The following is a 15826-nucleotide window of genomic DNA, read 5'->3' as shown; positions in this document are numbered from 1 at the left end:
TCAAGCGTGCAGCCAGTTTCGCGTGCTGCTGTTATCATGCGCGGCTTTTTCCGAGCCACGTCACCGGAGCCCGACATGCTGGAAAGGCTGTTTCAACTCAAGGCCCATAACACCAACGTACGCACCGAGATTCTTGCGGGCGTGACCACCTTCCTGGCCATGGCCTATATCCTGTTCGTCAACCCGAGCATTCTCGGCGAGACCGGCATGGACAAGGGCGCGCTGTTCGTCGCCACCTGCCTGGCCGCGGCCATCGGCTCGGCGGTGATGGGCCTGATCGCCAACTACCCGATCGCGCTGGCGCCGGGTATGGGCCTGAATGCGTTCTTCACCTACACCGTGGTCCTGCACATGGGCCACACCTGGCAAGTGGCGCTGGGCGCGGTGTTCCTGTCGGCGGTGATGTTTTTCATCCTGTCGATCTTTCGTATCCGCGAATGGATCATCAACAGCATTCCGCTGGCCCTGCGCTCGGCGATTGCGGCGGGTATCGGCCTGTTCCTGGCGCTGATCGCCCTGCAGAACGCCAAGATCGTGATCGGCAACCCGGCCACCCTGCTCGGCCTGGGCGACCTCAAGCAGCCGGCGCCGATTCTGGCCACGCTGGGCTTTTTCCTGATCATTGCCCTGGACACGCTCAAGGTGCGCGGCGCGGTGCTGATCGGCATCCTGACCGTGACGGTCGCCTCCATCCTGCTGGGCTTCAGCCCGTTCGCCGGGGTCATGTCGATGCCGCCGTCGCTGGCGCCGACCTTCCTGCAACTGGACATCATGGGCGCGCTGGATGTGGGCCTGGTGAGCATCATCTTTGCCTTTCTGTTCGTCGATATCTTCGATAACTCCGGCACCCTGATTGGCGTTGCCAAGCGTGCAGGGCTGATGGGCAAGGACGGCCACATGCCGAAAATGGGCCGTGCGCTGATCGCCGACAGTACCGCCGCCATGGCAGGCTCGTTGCTGGGCACCTCGACCACTACCAGTTACATCGAGTCGGCCGCCGGTGTCAGCGCCGGTGGCCGCACCGGCCTGACCGCTATCGTCGTCGCCGTATTGTTCTTGCTCGCGCTGTTCTTCGCGCCGCTGGCCGCCAGCGTGCCGATTTACGCCACCGCACCGGCACTGCTGTTCGTCGCGGTGCTCATGGCCTCGGGCCTGGCTGAAATCGACTGGGACGACATCACCGTTGCGGCGCCGGTAGTCATCACCGCGCTGGCGATGCCGTTCACCTATTCCATCGCCAACGGCATCGCCTTTGGCTTTATTTCCTGGACGGCGATCAAGCTGTTGTCGGGACGCTGGCGCGAGCTTAACCCTGCGCTGGTGATCCTCTCGATCCTGTTCGTCATCAAGCTGGGCTGGTTCAACGCATGAGTGTTTCCTTCGACCCTGCGAGCTACGACAGTCTGCTCGCCGAAAAAACCACCCGCCTGCAAGAACTGCTGGCGCCCTTCGATGCGCCGGCACCGCAGGTGTTCGACTCGCCCCGCGAGCACTTTCGCCTGCGCGCCGAGTTTCGTCTGTGGCGCGAAGGCGAGCAGCGCCACTATGCGATGTTCGCACCCGGCGACAAGCACACGCCGATTCTGCTCGAAGGCCTGCCCATCGCCAGCCAGCGCATCAACCAACTGATGCCGCTGCTGCGCGAGCGCTGGGAAGCCAGCCCGGCACTCAACCGCAAGCTGTTCCAGGTGGACTTTCTGACCACCCTGGCGGGCGATTCGATGATCACCCTGTGCTACCACCGCCCTCTGGATGACGCCTGGCAAGCCGCCGCCGAAGCACTGGCTGCCGAACTGCAGGTCAGCCTGATCGGCCGCTCGCGTGGCCAACGCCTGGTGATCGGCCGCGATTTCGTCAGCGAAGAGCTGCACGTGGCCGGTCGCACCTGGCGCTATCGCCAACCCGAAGGCGCGTTCACCCAGCCCAACGGCACGGTCAACCAGAAAATGCTCAACTGGGCCTTCGAAGCCATGGGCGAGCGTGAAGACGACCTGCTGGAGCTGTACTGCGGCAACGGCAACTTCACCCTGCCGCTCGCAACCCGTGCGCGCAAGGTGCTGGCCACCGAGATCAGCAAGACCTCGGTCTACGCCGCACTGGCCAACCTGGAAGACAACGCGGTGGATAACGTCACCCTGGTGCGCTTGTCGGCCGAAGAACTCACCCAGGCGCTCAACGACGTACGGCCGTTCCGCCGCCTGCAAGGCATTGACCTGAAAAGCTACGAATTCGGCACGATCTTCGTCGATCCGCCGCGCGCTGGCATGGACCCGGACACCTGCGAGCTGGCCCGGCGTTTCGAGCGTATTCTGTATATCTCTTGTAACCCGGAAACCCTGGCCGCCAACATCGCCCAGTTGCACGACACCCACCGTATCGAGCGCTGTGCATTGTTCGACCAGTTTCCGTATACCCACCATATGGAATCGGGCGTGTTGCTGGTTCGCCGCTAAACGCCCCGGCGTCAAACTCAATAGGCAGCTACCTATCATTTGCGGTATAACGCGCACTCGCTCATCTGCGTGTCATGGGTACCTGTCTTGAGTTCTGAATCATCTGCCTCAGCTTCCACTTCGTCGGGGCTGTATCGCCAGCCCGGTTTCGTTGCGTTTCTGTCTGCTCGCCTGTTGGCGATGTTTGCCATGCAGATCCAGGCGGTGGTGGTCGCCTGGCAGGTCTATGACATGACCCGCGACCCCATGGCCCTGGCGTACGCGGGCCTGGCGCAGTTCATCCCCATGCTGTTATTGCTGATGCCGGCCGGCGATCTGATCGATCGTTACGACCGCAAGCTGATCCTGACCATCAGTTGGCTGGTGCAGGCACTGTGCGGCGTGATTCTGCTGCTGTTCTCGTTCTATAACCTGCATGACGTGCGTCTGGTGTACGCCGCCCTGCTGCTTTATGGCGGCGCTAGGGCGTTCACAGGCCCTGGGCTGCAAAGCCTGTTGCCGCAGATCGTGCCGCGTGAGCGCCTGGCCTCGGCGATTGCCACCAACAGCGTGATCATGCGCAGTTCGACGGTGGCCGGCCCCCTGGTCGGCGGCGGCCTGTACGCGCTCGGCGGCGCAGAGCTGACCTACGCCACCTGCGTGGCGGCCTTCATTCTCGGCACCGTATTACTGAGCCGGGTGCCGGTGAAATACGCCATGCCCAAGCTCAATCTGGAAGACGGTGCCTGGCAGCGCTTTACCGCTGGTATCGCCTTTATCCGCTCGCGGCCGATCATTCTCGGCACCATTTCCCTGGACCTGTTCGCCGTGCTGCTGGGCGGCGTGATTGCACTGCTGCCGATCTACGCCCATGAGGTGCTGCATCTGGGTCCGCAAGGCCTGGGTGTACTGCGCAGCGCCATGAGCCTGGGCGAACTGGTGACCGGTATTTACCTGAGCGTGCGCCCGCTGGACCGCCACGTCGGCCTGACCATGTTCATCGCCGTGGGCATCTTTGGCCTGGCCAATCTGGTGTTTGCCTTGTCGACGCTGTTCTGGCTGTCATGCATCGCCCTGCTGATCGCCGGCGCTGCCGACATGGTCAGCGTGTACATTCGCTCGGCACTGGTGCAGTTCTCGACCCCGGACAACATGCGCGGGCGGGTGAATGCGGTGAACATGCTGTTCATCGGTTCAAGCAACGAACTGGGCGAGTTCCGCGCCGGCACCAGCGCCTCGCTGATCGGCGCGATTCCGGCAGCGATTGCCGGTAGCCTGTGCACGCTGGGCGTGGTCGGTGCGTGGATGGTCGGTTTCAAGAGCTTGCGTCAGGTCAATCGCTTCGCCGACGCAGCTGCGACCGAGAAGGCCAGCGTCAATTAAATGACCGACGGGCTGGCGCACCACGGCCACAGCAGCAACACTCTTTTATTGTGTGCGTGTCGAGGGTAGTCCGATGCTGTGGAAAAAAGGCCGACGTAGCGACAACGTAGTCGACGAACGCGGGACAGGCGGTGCGGGCGGTGGCCGGCGTATAGGCGGCAAGGGCCTGACGCTCGGTGGCGTGGCACTGATCGTGGTGTTCGGCCTGATCACGGGGCAAGACCCGATGCAGATCCTCGGCCAGCTGGCCGGCGAATTCAGCCAGCCGCAAAGCCCGTCAAACAACCAGCCAGTGGCTCCTGGCAACCCGGCGCAGCGGCCGGCCAGCAACGATCCGCAGAGCGAGTTCGTGCGCTCTGTTCTGGGCGACACCGAAGACAACTGGCAGGCCGTATTCGCCCAGACCGGTCGCCAGTACAAAGACCCGCAACTGATCCTGTTCAATGGTCAGGTCAGCTCGGCCTGTGGCTTCGCCACCTCGGCCACCGGGCCGTTCTATTGCCCTGCCGATCAGAAAATCTACCTGGACCTCGACTTCTTCAAAGAGATGTCCCAGCGCTTTTCGGCTGCCGGCGACTTCGCTCAGGCCTACGTGATCGCGCATGAAGTCGGTCACCATGTGCAGACGCTGTTGGGTATCTCGGCCAAGGTTCAGCAGGCGCGCCAGAGCGGCCAGCGCATGGAAGGCGACAACGGTTTGCTGGTGCGTCAGGAGTTGCAGGCCGACTGCCTGGCCGGTGTCTGGGCACACAATGCACAAAAGCGTTTGAACTGGCTGGAGCCGGGTGATATTGAAGAGGCATTGAATGCGGCCAACGCCATTGGCGACGATCGCTTGCAACGCCAGGGTCGCGGCCACGTGGTACCCGACTCGTTTACCCACGGAACATCCGCGCAGCGGGTGCGCTGGTTCAAGACCGGCTTTGACCAGGGCAATATCAACCAGTGCGACACGTTCGCCGCCAAGAGCCTGTAATTGATGATCAAACCGTTGTTGCTGGCCATGATGTTGAGCACCACCGTCGCCAGCCTGAATGCACATGCCGAGGGTTCTCCCGTCACCTCTATCAGCCCCGACCGCCTGGCCATCAATGGCAGCCAGGCAACGCTGGGCCTGAGCCAGGAATGGCTGCGGCCCAAGCCGCAGATTCAGCGCGTGGTGGTCGTGTTGCACGGCCGCGGGCGTAACGCCCAGACGTACCTGCGCACCGTCGAGCGCGCCGCCAACCAGTCTCACGAACGCAACAAGACCCTGCTGATCGCGCCACAGTTTCTCGATGAAAAAGACATCGTCGCGCATCACCTGGCCGACTCGATCCTGCGCTGGCGCGAAGACGAGTGGATCACCGGCGCACCGTCCGTGGGTCCCAAACCGGTCAGCTCGTTCACTGTGCTGGACCAGATTCTCAAGCGCCTGGGCGACGACAAACTGTTCCCCAACCTCAAGGAAATCGTCATCGCCGGCCATTCCGGTGGCGCACAGATGGCCCAGCGTTATGCCCTGCTCGGCGGCAAGCAGGAAGCTTATCTGCGCAAGCAAGGCGTGCGGCTGCGCTACGTGATTGCCGACCCGTCGACCTACGCCTGGTTCGACGCCCAGCGTCCGCAAGCGGTGTCGGAGAAAACCTGCCCGAACTTCAACGACTGGAAATACGGCCTGAACAAACTGCCCGCCTATGCCAGCAAAATCGAGCGCGGCGACCTTGAAAAAGCCTACGTGCAACGCGATGTCACTTACCTGCTGGGCTTGCTCGACAACGACCCCAACCACCCTGCGCTGGACAAGAGCTGCGCCGCCGAAGCCCAAGGCCCGAATCGTCTGGTGCGCGGGCATAACTACTTCGACTACCTGAGCAAACGCCACCCCGAAGGCCTGAACCAGCGCGTGGTCGAAGTGCCGGGCGTGGGCCACGGCGGCGACAGTATTTTTACCGCACCGCTGAGCCAGGCAGTCCTCTTTAAGCAGCTTTGAGGCAGCTTTAAGCTGTAAGCCTCAAGCTGCAAGTAGATGGTGCAGGCTTGTAGCTTGTAGCTTGTAGCTGGCCGCTTGCGCGGCCGCGCTAGATCATCTCACGCAGGGCGTTGCAGTCGCGGGCGTGCCAGTCGGTGAACTCTGGCCAGGGGTTTTCCGGCAGGTTGACCAGCACCGTGCGGGCGCCGGCGGCGCGGCCGCAACCAAGGTCGTGCAGGTGGTCGCCGATCATCACCATGCGCGCAGGTTCGACCTCCCAGGCGCTGGCCAGCTTGAGCAGGCCGGCCGGGTCCGGCTTGGGCGTGGCGTTCTCGCGCCCAAGAACATCCTCGACCGCAAAGCAGTCGGCAATGCCGATGGCCTCGAGGGTAATGTGCGCCAGCTCCTGCGCATTACGGGTCAGAATGCCCAGCCGATAACCGCGCCCGGCCAGCTCACGCACCAGCTCCACCGCGCCGGTGGCCGCCACCGAGCCCAGCGCCAGCTCGCGCTCGTGCTCCAGCAGCCAGGCATGTTTGTCTGCCGCCACGGCCGCAGGCAGGCTGGCCAGGTGGCCGAGAATGTCGGCTTGCTCAGGAATATCCAGCGCACGCTTGATGGCCGGAAAATCATGCACCGGCACGGTCAACGTGCCGTCCATGTCGAACACCCAGTGACGAATCTGATCGAGGTTCATGCCCAGTCCTTGCGATGCCTTATCAAGCCTTCCTGGCTGACCGACGCCACCAGTTGTCCGGCGCGGTTGTACACACTGCCGCGCGAAAAACCACGCGAGTTGCCGGCCCACGGGCTGTCCATGGCATACAGCAACCACTCGTCGGCGCGCAGGTTGCTGTGAAACCACAACGAATGGTCGAGGCTGGCGACCTGCATGTCGCGTTGCCAGACGGTCTTGGCATGCGGCAGCAACGAAGTGGTCAGCAGGTTGAAGTCCGAGGCATAGGCCAGCAGGTACTTGTGCAGCGCCGGAATGTCCTTGAGCGCGCCATCGGCACGAAACCAGACGTATTTGACCGGTTCGCCCGGCTTGGGGTTGTACGGGTCTTCAGCGGTGACCGGGCGAAACTCGATGGGCTTGGGGCACAGGAATTTTTCGCGCATCGCCTCGGGAATCAGATGCGCATTGCGCGTCAGCAGCTCCAGTTCGCACGGCAGATCGTCCGGGCCAACCACCTCAGGCATCGCAGCCTGATGCTCAAAACCCTCTTCGTCGTACTGAAACGATGCGCTGCAGGTGAAGATCGGCTTGCCCTTCTGGATCGCCGTCACACGCCGGGTACTGAAGCTGCCGCCATCGCGCACCCGGTCGACGTGGTAGACCACCGGCAACTGCGCATCGCCCGGACGCAGAAAGTAGCCGTGCATCGAGTGCACGTGGCGATCATCTTCGACGGTCTGGCTGGCCGCCGAGATCGACTGGCCGAGTACCTGGCCGCCGAACAGCTGGCGAAAGCCCAGATCCTGGCTACGACCGCGAAACAGGTTTTCTTCGATGGACTCCAGGGTCAGCAGGTCAACCAGGTCTTCAAGCACTCGGCTCATTCATGACTCCTTTGCACAAAACGGATCGGCGCGGCCACACCGCGCAATAGACAGAGGATGATACAGAATCCCTTAGCCTTGCAGTGTCGAGAGCCATTGCTTGCGGTTGATGCGGTATAGCACATGGGGTTTGAGCGGGTGCTGGTCCGGCAAGGCCGGGTGGTCAAAGTCGCCGCCGGGGTCCAGTTGCATGCCGATGGCCTGCATGACCTTCTGCGACGGCAGGTTGCTGTGCGCGGTGAACGACACGACCTCTTCCAGCCCCAGGCGCTCAAAACCGCAGCCCAGTGCTGTCCACGCCGCCTCGCTGGCAAAACCCAGGCCCCAATGTTCCCGCGCCAGACGCCAGCCGATTTCCACCGCCGGTGCAAACGGTGCTTCGAAGCCCACCACCAGCAGGCCGGTAAAACCGATAAACGCCCCGGTATCCTTGCGTTCCAGCGCCCACAGGCCAAAGCCAAGCTCAGCGAAATGCCCGCGTATACGGCCAATCATCGCTGCGGCCTGCAAACGACTCATCGGTTCGGGAAAATAACGCATTACTTGCGGGTCGGCGCACATGGCGGCGAATGCCGGCAGATCATCATCGTGCCACTGACGCATCGATAATCGGGCGCTGTCGAGCGTGAGTATGGGTTCCATCCGTCATTCCTCGGGGCAATTCTGGATCGCGCCAGTTTAGCTGTGATCACGACGCACGGCTGTGCGACTGATGGCATTGCTGTCACTATCGCGGTTGGACCCTAAAGCGCATGAAAAATGTCCCTGCCGCTCATCTACCACGACGACTACAGCCCACCCTTCCCGGCCGACCACCGCTTTCCGATGGACAAGTTTCGCCTGCTGCGTGATCACTTGATCGAAAGCGGCATTACCTGTGACGCGCAATTGCTGCGCCCCGAGCTGTGCCCGCCGGACATTCTGGCCCTGGCGCATGACCCTGCTTATATCGAACGCTTCATGAGCGGCGCCCTGTCGCACGAAGACCAGCGCCGCCTCGGCCTGCCATGGAGCGAAGCGCTGGCCCGGCGTACCGTGCGCGCCGTCGGCGGCTCGTTGCTGACCGCCGAACATGCCCTGCAGCACGGCCTGGCCTGCCACTTGGCCGGCGGTACGCATCACGCCCATTACGATTACCCGGCCGGCTTCTGCATCTTCAACGACCTGGCGATCATCAGTCAGTACCTGCTGGGCAGCGGCCGGGTCAGCAAAGTGCTGATCTTCGATTGCGACGTCCATCAGGGCGACGGCACCGCCCGCCTGCTGGCCGACACCGAAGACGCCATCACCGTCTCGCTGCACTGCGAAAAGAACTTCCCGGCCCGCAAGGCGCAAAGCGACTGGGACATCCCGCTGCCCAATGGCATGGGTGATGCGGATTACCTGCAAGTGGTCGACGACACCCTCAATTATCTATTGCCCTTTTATAAGCCGGACATCGTGCTGTACGACGCCGGTGTCGATGTGCACAAGGACGATGCGCTGGGGTATCTGAACCTTACCGATCAAGGACTGGCCGCCCGCGATGAAGCGGTGCTGCATCATTGCCTGGGACGCGATATTCCGGTGATGGGTGTGATTGGTGGCGGGTACAGCAAGGATCGGCATGCGCTGGCGCGCCGGCACGGGATCTTGCATCACAGTGCGCAGAGGGTGTGGGTTGAGCGGGGGTTGTAGGTGTAAATAAAAAACGGCGCGCAAGGGGGTTGCGCGCCGGTTGCCAGCAGTATGGCCAGTGATTACACGTTAAAGCTGACGATCAACGCACCAGGCAAGGCTGCTTGTTGTTGAAGGTCCAGTCCGGAATCAGAAACTGCATGGCCGTGGCATCATCGCGCGCGCCCAGGCCCATGCCTTTGTACAGCTCGTGGGCCTTGTTCAGTTGATCAAGGTCCAGCTCGACGCCCAGGCCGGGCTTGTTCGGCACGGCAACCTTGCCGTCGACGATCCTGAACGGCTCTTTGGTCAGGCGCTGGCCGTCCTGCCAGATCCAGTGGGTATCCAGGGCGGTGATCTCGCCCGGTGCGGCGGCGCCTACCTGAGTGAACATCGCCAGCGATATGTCGAAGTGGTTGTTGGAATGCGAACCCCAGGTCAGCCCCCATTCGTGGCACATCTGTGCCACGCGCACCGAACCCTGCATCGTCCAGAAATGCGGGTCGGCCAGCGGGATGTCGACTGATTGCAACTGAATGGCGTGGCCTATCTGCCGCCAGTCGGTGGCGATCATGTTGGTCGCGGTGCGCAGGCCGGTGGCACGGCGGAACTCGGCCATCACTTCGCGACCGGAATAGCCGTTTTCCGCGCCGCACGGGTCTTCGGCGTAGGCCAGCACATGATGCTGATCGCGGCACAGGCGGATGGCCTCTTTCAGCGACCAGGCACCGTTGGGGTCCAGGGTGATGCGTGCATCCGGGAAGCGCTCGGCCAGTGCGGTGACCGCTTCGATTTCTTCGTCGCCGCGCAGTACGCCGCCTTTAAGCTTGAAGTCCTTGAAGCCATAGCGCTCGTAAGCGGCCTCGGCCAGGGCCACGATCTTTTCCGGGCTCAGCGCTTCTTCGTTGCGCAGGCGGAACCAGGCGTTGTCGGCCTCGGCTTCGCGGCGATAAGCCAATGAGGTCTTGGCCTGATCGCCGACGTAGAACAGATAACCGAGCATTTCGACTGCATCGCGTTGCTGGCCTTCACCGAGCAGCGCCGCCACCGGCACATCAAGGTGTTGACCGAGCAGGTCGAGCAGTGCCGATTCCAGCGCCGTCACCGCATGCACGGTGATACGCAGGTCGAAGGTCTGCAATCCGCGCCCGCCCGAATCACGATCGGCAAAGGCGGTGCGCACCTGATTGAGCAGGCGCTGGTAGTGACCGATCGACTGCCCCACCAGCAGCTCACGGGCGTCTTCCAGCGTCTTGCGAATGGCCTCGCCGCCCGGCACCTCGCCCACGCCAACATGCCCGGCGTTGTCCTTGAGAATCAGAATGTTACGGGTGAAAAACGGGCTGTGGGCGCCGCTCAGATTAAGCAACATGCTGTCGTGGCCGGCCACCGGCACAACCTGCAGCTCAGTGATCAGCGGTGCGCCACGGGTAGTCTGGGTCGAAGTCAGAGCATTCATGAATAAAGTCCTTACTTGTTGGAATCAGCGAGAGTTCACGGCATCAGCGGGCACCGGAGCAGGTGCATCAGGATCGACAAGCCCCTTGAGCTGGACACGTTTGATTTCGCCGACGATAAACAGGTAGCTGACCGCCGCGATCAGGGCGTTGACCCCGACAAACACCAGCGCCATCTTGAACGAGCCGGTGGCGGCGATGATGTAACCGATCACGATCGGGGTAGAGATCGACGACAGGTTGCCAATGGTATTGAACAGCCCACCGGACAGCCCGGCGATCTGCTTGGGCGAGGTGTCGGAGACCACCGCCCAGCCCAGCGCGCCGACGCCTTTGCCGAAGAACGCCAACGCCATGAAGGCCACGACCATCCAGTCGGCATCGACGTAGTTGCAGATGATCATCGACATCGACAGCAGCATGCCGACCACGATCGGCGTCTTGCGCGCCACACTCAACGAGTGGCCGCGGCGCAGCAGCATGTCGGAGAACACCCCGCCCAGCACGCCGCCCAGAAATCCGCAAATGGCCGGCAGCGAGGCGATAAGGCCGGCCTTGAGAATGGTCATGCCGCGTTCCTGGACCAGATACACCGGAAACCAGGTCAGGAAGAAATAGGTCAGCGCGTTGATGCAGAACTGGCCCAGGTACACGCCGGCCATCATGCGATTGGTCAGCAGCTGGCGAATGTATTCCCACTTCGGGCCGCCATCCTTTTTCTTGCGTTGATCGTCCAGGTCGACCAGACCGCCGTTTTCAGCGATGTAGCGCACTTCTTCGGCGTTGGCCCACGGGTGACCCTTGGGACTGTAGATAGTGCGCAGCCAGATCAGCGAAAACAGCATGCCCAGGGCGCCCATGAAGATGAACACGTGTTGCCAGCCAAAGCGGTAGACGATCCAGCCCATCAGCGGGGCAAACAAGGCGGTGGCGAAATACTGCGCCGAGTTGAAGATCGCCGAGGCGGTGCCGCGCTCTTTGGTCGGAAACCAGGACGCGACGATGCGTGCGTTGCCCGGAAAAGAAGGCGCTTCGGCAAGGCCTACGGACATGCGCAGCAGAATCAGGACCACCACTGCCGTGCCGACGCTGAACTCACCGATAAAGCCTTGCAGCAGGGTGAACAGCGACCAGGTGAAGATACTGGCCGCATACACCCTCTTGGAACCGAAACGATCGAGCAGCCAGCCGCCCGGAATCTGGCCGAGCACATAGGCCCAGCCGAAGGCCGAGAAAATGTAGCCGAGGGTAATGGCATCGATGCCCAGGTCTTTCTGGATGCTTGAGCCGGCAATCGAGATGGTGGCGCGGTCGGCGAAGTTGATCGTGGTCACCAGAAACAGCATGAGCAGGATCAGATACCGGGCGCGGGTTTTCTTGGGTTGTGTCACAGGTTGTGGCAGGGGTTGTTGCATACAGGGCGCTCCCACGAATTGTTTTTATGCGGGTAGTTGAGGGCGAGCAGGCTCGCTTACTCATACGTCGTCGTACAACGATAACGTTATCATGCACAGAGATAACGTTATCATTCAAGCCCTGCACTGAATAATTTCGTGGCTGATTGAAAAACAGGAATACGGGCGGGTTGCTGCCGCCCGGCTTTTTCTAAGTGCTGGTGCGTTCGACCAGTGAGAAACCGCTGTCGAAACGGGTCGTTTGTGTATCGCCATCGAAACGGCGCAGCAGCGCCTGGGCGACTTCGCGGCCCATCACGGCCGCGTTGACGCTGATGGTCGACAGCGCCGGTTGGGCAAAGCGACTGTTGGTGGTGTCGCCAAAGCCCAGCACGGCGATGTCCTGGGGTACGCGCAGGCCCAGTTCGGTGGCCTGGGCCAGCACGCCCATGGCCACGGTGTCGGAACTGCAGAACACCAGTTGCGGTGGCTCGGGGCGTTGCAACAGGCGCTTGAGTCCTTCGCGGCCGACTTCCCAGGTGGCCGGCAAAGGCAGTATTTCAACCGGCACATCACGAATGCCGTGGCGCTCCAGCTGCTGGATCAGGCTGTTGCAGCGGCGGATGCCGCGCGGATCATCCACGGTGATCACCGAAAAACGCTGATAGCCCTTGGCAACAAAGTGTTCGGCCACCTGCTCGCCGACCTGTTCATGGGAAAAGCCGACTTGCATGTCCAGCGCGGTATCGCTCAGGTCCCAGGCCTCTACCACCGGAATGCCCGCCGACGCCAGACGCGCCCGGCTACCTTCGGTGTGCAGGGTACCGGTCAGCACAATACCGTCCGGGCGCCGGCCGAGAATGGCCTCGAGCAGCATTTCTTCCTTTTCCGGCGAATAACCGGTCGGCCCCAGCAACGACTGATAACCAGCTTCGGTCAGGCGGTCCATCATGGCCTGCACCGCCGGGGCGAAGATCGAGTTGGCGATGGTTGGCAACAGGATCGCCACCAACCGGCTTTTGCTGCTCGCCAGGCTACCCGCCAGCAGGTTGGGCACATAGCCCATGACCTTGACCACTTCGAGCACCCGCTCGCGGGTCGCTTCGCTGACCAGTTCGGGACGGTTGAGTGCACGCGAAACGGTAATGGGTGAAACACCGGCCTGACGCGCCACATCGATGACCGTTACCGGCATGTCGGCGGCGCCTGTCGCACTGACGAGTTCCCTTCTTGATTTTCTGGCCACGGTGTTCCTGACTGGGTTGATCGGCGAAGGGCATTGTCGCATGCCCGGGCGGGGTGCAAATTTTACGAAAGGCCGCGAAACAGAGCAAACCCGGCCCGCAAAATACGACCACGATTCTCAGGTAGAATGCCCACCCCTTTCGTATCACCAGCGCCGGTTTGCCCATGACCTCATCGACCTCCCCTGCCCCTGCATCCGTTGCCATCATTGGAGGGGGTCCGGCCGGGTTGATGGCAGCCGAGGTGTTGAGCCAGGCCGGCGTCAAGGTTGACCTGTACGACGCCATGCCGTCGGTGGGGCGCAAATTTCTGCTGGCCGGCGTTGGCGGCATGAACATCACCCATTCCGAACCTTATCCGGCGTTTGTTTCCCGTTACGCCGAGCGTGCGCCGCTGATCGAGCCGTTGCTGCAAAGCTTTGATGCCGACGCCTTGCGCCAGTGGATTCATGGTTTGGGAATCGAAACCTTCGTTGGCAGTTCCGGGCGGGTGTTCCCGACCGATATGAAAGCGGCGCCCTTGCTGCGCGCCTGGCTCAAGCGCCTGCGCGAAGGCGGCGTCAGCTTGCATAACCGCCATCGCTGGCTGGGCTGGAACAGTGACGGCAGCCTGCGCGTGGCGAACGCTGAAGGCGAACTGGCCTTGCGCCCGGCAGCGGTGTTGCTGGCATTGGGTGGCGGCAGTTGGGCGCGGCTGGGTTCTGATGGCGCCTGGTTGCCGTGGCTGCACGCCAAAGGCGTCGAAGTGGCGCCGCTGCAGGCCAGTAACTGTGGCTTTGAAGTGAGTGCCTGGAGCGAGGTGTTGCGCAGCAAGTTTGCCGGTGCGCCGCTGAAGAATATTGCGATGGCTGTGGATAACGTGTCGCCACGCCTGGGTGAGTGCGTCCTGACCGAACACGGGGTGGAAGGCAGCCTGGTGTATGCGCTGTCGGCGCCGATTCGTGAACTGATCAACCGCCATGGTCACGCCACGGTGTCGATCGACCTGTTGCCGGGCAAGACGCCGGAGGCGGTACTCAAGGCCTTGAGCAAACCGCGCGGTTCACGCTCGATGGCCAAGCACTTGAGTGGTCAATTGGGGCTGGAAGGCGTCAAGGCCGCGCTGCTGCGCGAGCTGACCAGCGCCGAACAGTTCAGCGATGCCAGGTTGCTGGCCCAGGCAATCAAGGCCCTGCCGCTGACGCTGGTCAAGGCCCGGCCACTGGACGAGGCGATCAGCACCGCCGGTGGCGTGACCTTTGAGGCGCTGGATGAACATCTGATGCTCAAGGCGCTGCCGGGTGTGTTCTGCGCCGGCGAAATGCTCGACTGGGAAGCCCCGACCGGCGGCTACCTGCTGACCGCCTGCTTTGCCAGCGGGCGCGCAGCCGCGCAAGGCGTGCTGCGCTGGCTGGCGCCGTAAACCGGGTTTACGGCTTGCGCTTACGCGGGCCGGTGTTGAACACAGGCACTTTGCGCACCGGCTTGGCCGTGGGTGCTGCCGCTTCCGGCTCGCCGCTGTCGATCCACTTGCCCAGGTTGCCCTTGCCGCTGGCCTTGGGTTTCTTGGGTTTTTTCGGTTTCTTGAGAATCTGCCCGCTGGCATCGGTGACCGGTACCCGGTGATCGGGAATGAAGTCCGGTTCGTCGTTGCGTTGCAGGGTCTGGCGGATCAGCACTTCGATGGCTGCCAGTTGCTCGACCTCATCGGCGCACACCAGCGAAATCGCTTCACCGGTCTGCCCGGCGCGGCCAGTGCGGCCGATGCGGTGCACGTAGTCTTCGGCGACGATCGGCAGGTCAAGGTTGACCACGGTCGGCAAATCGTCGATGTCCAGGCCGCGGGCGGCGACATCGGTGGCCACCAGAATCTGGATCTCGCGACTCTTGAAGCTGTCCAGCGCTCGCTGGCGCGTGGCTTGCGGGCGGTCGCCGTGAATACCGTCGGCCTTGATGCCCAGCCCTTGCAGGCGCTCGGCCAGTTGATCGACACCGACCTTGGTCTTGGCGAACACCAGTACCTGGCCCCAGCGCTGTTGCTTGAGCAGGTGGATGAACAGTTCGGTCTTGCGCTTCTTGTCGACGGTCACCACCCATTGCTTGACCGTGTTGGCGGCGGCATTGCGCGGGCTGACTTCGATGCTCAGCGGGTTGTCGAGCATCTGCCCGGCCATCTGCCGGATCGGGTCGGAGAAGGTCGCGGAGAACAGCAGGGTCTGGCGCTTTTTCGGCAGCACGTTGTAGATGCCGCGCAGCTCTTCGGAAAACCCCAGGTCGAGCATGCGGTCGGCTTCGTCCAGCACCAGAATCTGCACCTGGTTGAACTTGACCGCGTTCTGCCGGTGCAGATCAAGCAAGCGACCTGGCGTCGCCACCAGCACATCGACGCCACGGCGCAGGCGCATCATCTGCGGGTTGATGCTCACCCCGCCATACACCGCGTAGGTGCTCAACGGCACATGCTCGGCGTACTGGCTGAAGCTGGCGTGCACCTGCTCGGCCAGTTCACGGGTCGGCGCCAGCACCAGCGCCCGCACCGAGTTGGCGGCCACTTTAGGGCCTTCCATGGTCAGGCGTTGCAGCAGCGGCAGGGCAAAGCCTGCGGTCTTGCCGGTGCCGGTCTGGGCCGCAGCCATCAGGTCGCGGCCTTCGAGTACAGCGGGAATCGCCTTGGCCTGGACAGGCGTCGGGGTCTGGTAGCCCAGCGCCTCAAGCGCACGCAGCAAGGGTTCGATCAGGCCAAGAGAAGCGAATGTCATGGAAATAC

Annotated in this window: 14 protein-coding genes; 7 read left to right on the top strand and 7 right to left on the bottom strand. The window is 62.5% G+C overall.

Going from position 1 to position 15826, the window contains the following annotated elements; all coding sequences use genetic code 11:
* Nucleotides 1–75: 75 nt before the first annotated feature.
* The 5 genes from ACYP2A_RS06130 (at nucleotide 76) to ACYP2A_RS06110 (ending at nucleotide 5787) form a co-directional block, all read left to right on the top strand.
* The gene (locus tag ACYP2A_RS06130) at nucleotides 76–1371 is read left to right on the top strand and encodes an NCS2 family permease (protein WP_459743684.1); all 1296 of its coding nucleotides are present in this window, start codon (nucleotides 76–78) and stop codon (nucleotides 1369–1371) included.
* Nucleotides 1368–2453: a tRNA (uridine(54)-C5)-methyltransferase TrmA gene (trmA, locus tag ACYP2A_RS06125; RefSeq protein ID WP_459743682.1), complete on the top strand. Its 1086-nt coding sequence runs from the start codon at nucleotides 1368–1370 to the stop codon at nucleotides 2451–2453. The genes ACYP2A_RS06130 and trmA overlap by 4 nt, the downstream gene beginning before the upstream one ends.
* Nucleotides 2454–2540: 87 nt before the next feature.
* Entirely contained in the window at nucleotides 2541–3815 is a 1275-nt protein-coding gene (locus ACYP2A_RS06120; protein WP_459743680.1) for an MFS transporter, read from the top strand.
* A gap of 73 nt (nucleotides 3816–3888) precedes the next feature.
* Nucleotides 3889–4791, top strand: a complete 903-nt coding sequence (gene ypfJ, locus ACYP2A_RS06115; RefSeq protein ID WP_459743678.1) for a KPN_02809 family neutral zinc metallopeptidase — start codon at nucleotides 3889–3891, stop codon at nucleotides 4789–4791.
* A 3-nt stretch (nucleotides 4792–4794) separates the two neighbouring features.
* On the top strand, nucleotides 4795–5787 hold the full coding sequence (locus ACYP2A_RS06110; RefSeq protein WP_459743676.1) for an alpha/beta hydrolase: 993 nt from the start codon (nucleotides 4795–4797) through the stop codon (nucleotides 5785–5787).
* Nucleotides 5788–5875: 88 nt separating this feature from the next.
* Here ACYP2A_RS06110 and ACYP2A_RS06105 read toward each other — a convergent pair whose 3' ends face one another.
* The 3 genes from ACYP2A_RS06105 to ACYP2A_RS06095 form a co-directional block, all read right to left on the bottom strand.
* Nucleotides 5876–6463: an HAD family hydrolase gene (locus ACYP2A_RS06105; protein ID WP_459743674.1), complete on the bottom strand. Its 588-nt coding sequence runs from the start codon at nucleotides 6461–6463 to the stop codon at nucleotides 5876–5878.
* A complete protein-coding gene (gene tesB, locus ACYP2A_RS06100) occupies nucleotides 6460–7329 on the bottom strand; it encodes an acyl-CoA thioesterase II (protein ID WP_459743673.1) in 870 nt (289 codons plus the stop codon). The genes ACYP2A_RS06105 and tesB overlap by 4 nt, the downstream gene beginning before the upstream one ends.
* 72 nt (nucleotides 7330–7401) lie before the next feature.
* Entirely contained in the window at nucleotides 7402–7971 is a 570-nt protein-coding gene (locus ACYP2A_RS06095) for a GNAT family N-acetyltransferase (protein ID WP_459743671.1), read from the bottom strand.
* Between the two features lie 117 nt (nucleotides 7972–8088).
* Between ACYP2A_RS06095 and ACYP2A_RS06090 the strand changes: the two genes are divergently transcribed.
* Nucleotides 8089–9006 carry a histone deacetylase family protein gene (locus ACYP2A_RS06090; protein ID WP_459743669.1) on the top strand — a complete coding sequence of 306 codons (918 nt, stop codon included), beginning with the start codon at nucleotides 8089–8091 and terminating at the stop codon, nucleotides 9004–9006.
* An 82-nt stretch (nucleotides 9007–9088) separates the two neighbouring features.
* Here ACYP2A_RS06090 and gudD read toward each other — a convergent pair whose 3' ends face one another.
* From gudD to ACYP2A_RS06075, 3 genes are all read right to left on the bottom strand, one after another.
* Nucleotides 9089–10444, bottom strand: a complete 1356-nt coding sequence (gene gudD, locus ACYP2A_RS06085) for a glucarate dehydratase (RefSeq protein ID WP_459743668.1) — start codon at nucleotides 10442–10444, stop codon at nucleotides 9089–9091.
* A gap of 24 nt (nucleotides 10445–10468) precedes the next feature.
* On the bottom strand, nucleotides 10469–11857 hold the full coding sequence (locus tag ACYP2A_RS06080) for an MFS transporter (RefSeq protein WP_459743666.1): 1389 nt from the start codon (nucleotides 11855–11857) through the stop codon (nucleotides 10469–10471).
* A gap of 190 nt (nucleotides 11858–12047) precedes the next feature.
* Nucleotides 12048–13082 carry a LacI family DNA-binding transcriptional regulator gene (locus ACYP2A_RS06075; RefSeq protein ID WP_459743664.1) on the bottom strand — a complete coding sequence of 345 codons (1035 nt, stop codon included), beginning with the start codon at nucleotides 13080–13082 and terminating at the stop codon, nucleotides 12048–12050.
* 164 nt (nucleotides 13083–13246) lie between these two features.
* Between ACYP2A_RS06075 and ACYP2A_RS06070 the strand changes: the two genes are divergently transcribed.
* Nucleotides 13247–14482, top strand: coding sequence for a TIGR03862 family flavoprotein (locus ACYP2A_RS06070; protein ID WP_459743662.1), 1236 nt, complete (start codon nucleotides 13247–13249; stop codon nucleotides 14480–14482).
* 7 nt (nucleotides 14483–14489) lie between these two features.
* Here the strand turns inward: ACYP2A_RS06070 and ACYP2A_RS06065 are convergent, their stop codons facing one another.
* Nucleotides 14490–15818 (bottom strand): DEAD/DEAH box helicase, encoded by a 1329-nt coding sequence (locus ACYP2A_RS06065; protein ID WP_459743660.1) that lies wholly within the window; start codon nucleotides 15816–15818, stop codon nucleotides 14490–14492.
* Between the last annotated feature and the right edge of the window lie 8 nt (nucleotides 15819–15826).

It is taken from the genome of Pseudomonas sp. 3A(2025) (assembly GCF_054589175.1).
The sequence above is the reverse complement of the archived record's forward strand: the minus strand, read 5'-3'. Positions and strand labels throughout refer to the sequence as shown.

Excerpts from the sequence above, each read along its gene's own strand:
- ACYP2A_RS06070 (WP_459743662.1), top strand. The coding sequence starts at position 13,247 with ATGACCTCATCGACCTCCCCTGCCCCTGCATCCGTTGCCATCATTGGA.
- ACYP2A_RS06065 (WP_459743660.1), bottom strand. The coding sequence starts at position 15,818 with ATGACATTCGCTTCTCTTGGCCTGATCGAACCCTTGCTGCGTGCGCTT.
- trmA (WP_459743682.1), top strand. The coding sequence starts at position 1,368 with ATGAGTGTTTCCTTCGACCCTGCGAGCTACGACAGTCTGCTCGCCGAA.
- ypfJ (WP_459743678.1), top strand. The coding sequence starts at position 3,889 with ATGCTGTGGAAAAAAGGCCGACGTAGCGACAACGTAGTCGACGAACGC.
- gudD (WP_459743668.1), bottom strand. The coding sequence starts at position 10,444 with ATGAATGCTCTGACTTCGACCCAGACTACCCGTGGCGCACCGCTGATC.
- ACYP2A_RS06130 (WP_459743684.1), top strand. The coding sequence starts at position 76 with ATGCTGGAAAGGCTGTTTCAACTCAAGGCCCATAACACCAACGTACGC.
- ACYP2A_RS06110 (WP_459743676.1), top strand. The coding sequence starts at position 4,795 with ATGATCAAACCGTTGTTGCTGGCCATGATGTTGAGCACCACCGTCGCC.
- ACYP2A_RS06095 (WP_459743671.1), bottom strand. The coding sequence starts at position 7,971 with ATGGAACCCATACTCACGCTCGACAGCGCCCGATTATCGATGCGTCAG.
- ACYP2A_RS06080 (WP_459743666.1), bottom strand. The coding sequence starts at position 11,857 with ATGCAACAACCCCTGCCACAACCTGTGACACAACCCAAGAAAACCCGC.
- tesB (WP_459743673.1), bottom strand. The coding sequence starts at position 7,329 with ATGAGCCGAGTGCTTGAAGACCTGGTTGACCTGCTGACCCTGGAGTCC.
- ACYP2A_RS06090 (WP_459743669.1), top strand. The coding sequence starts at position 8,089 with ATGTCCCTGCCGCTCATCTACCACGACGACTACAGCCCACCCTTCCCG.
- ACYP2A_RS06105 (WP_459743674.1), bottom strand. The coding sequence starts at position 6,463 with ATGAACCTCGATCAGATTCGTCACTGGGTGTTCGACATGGACGGCACG.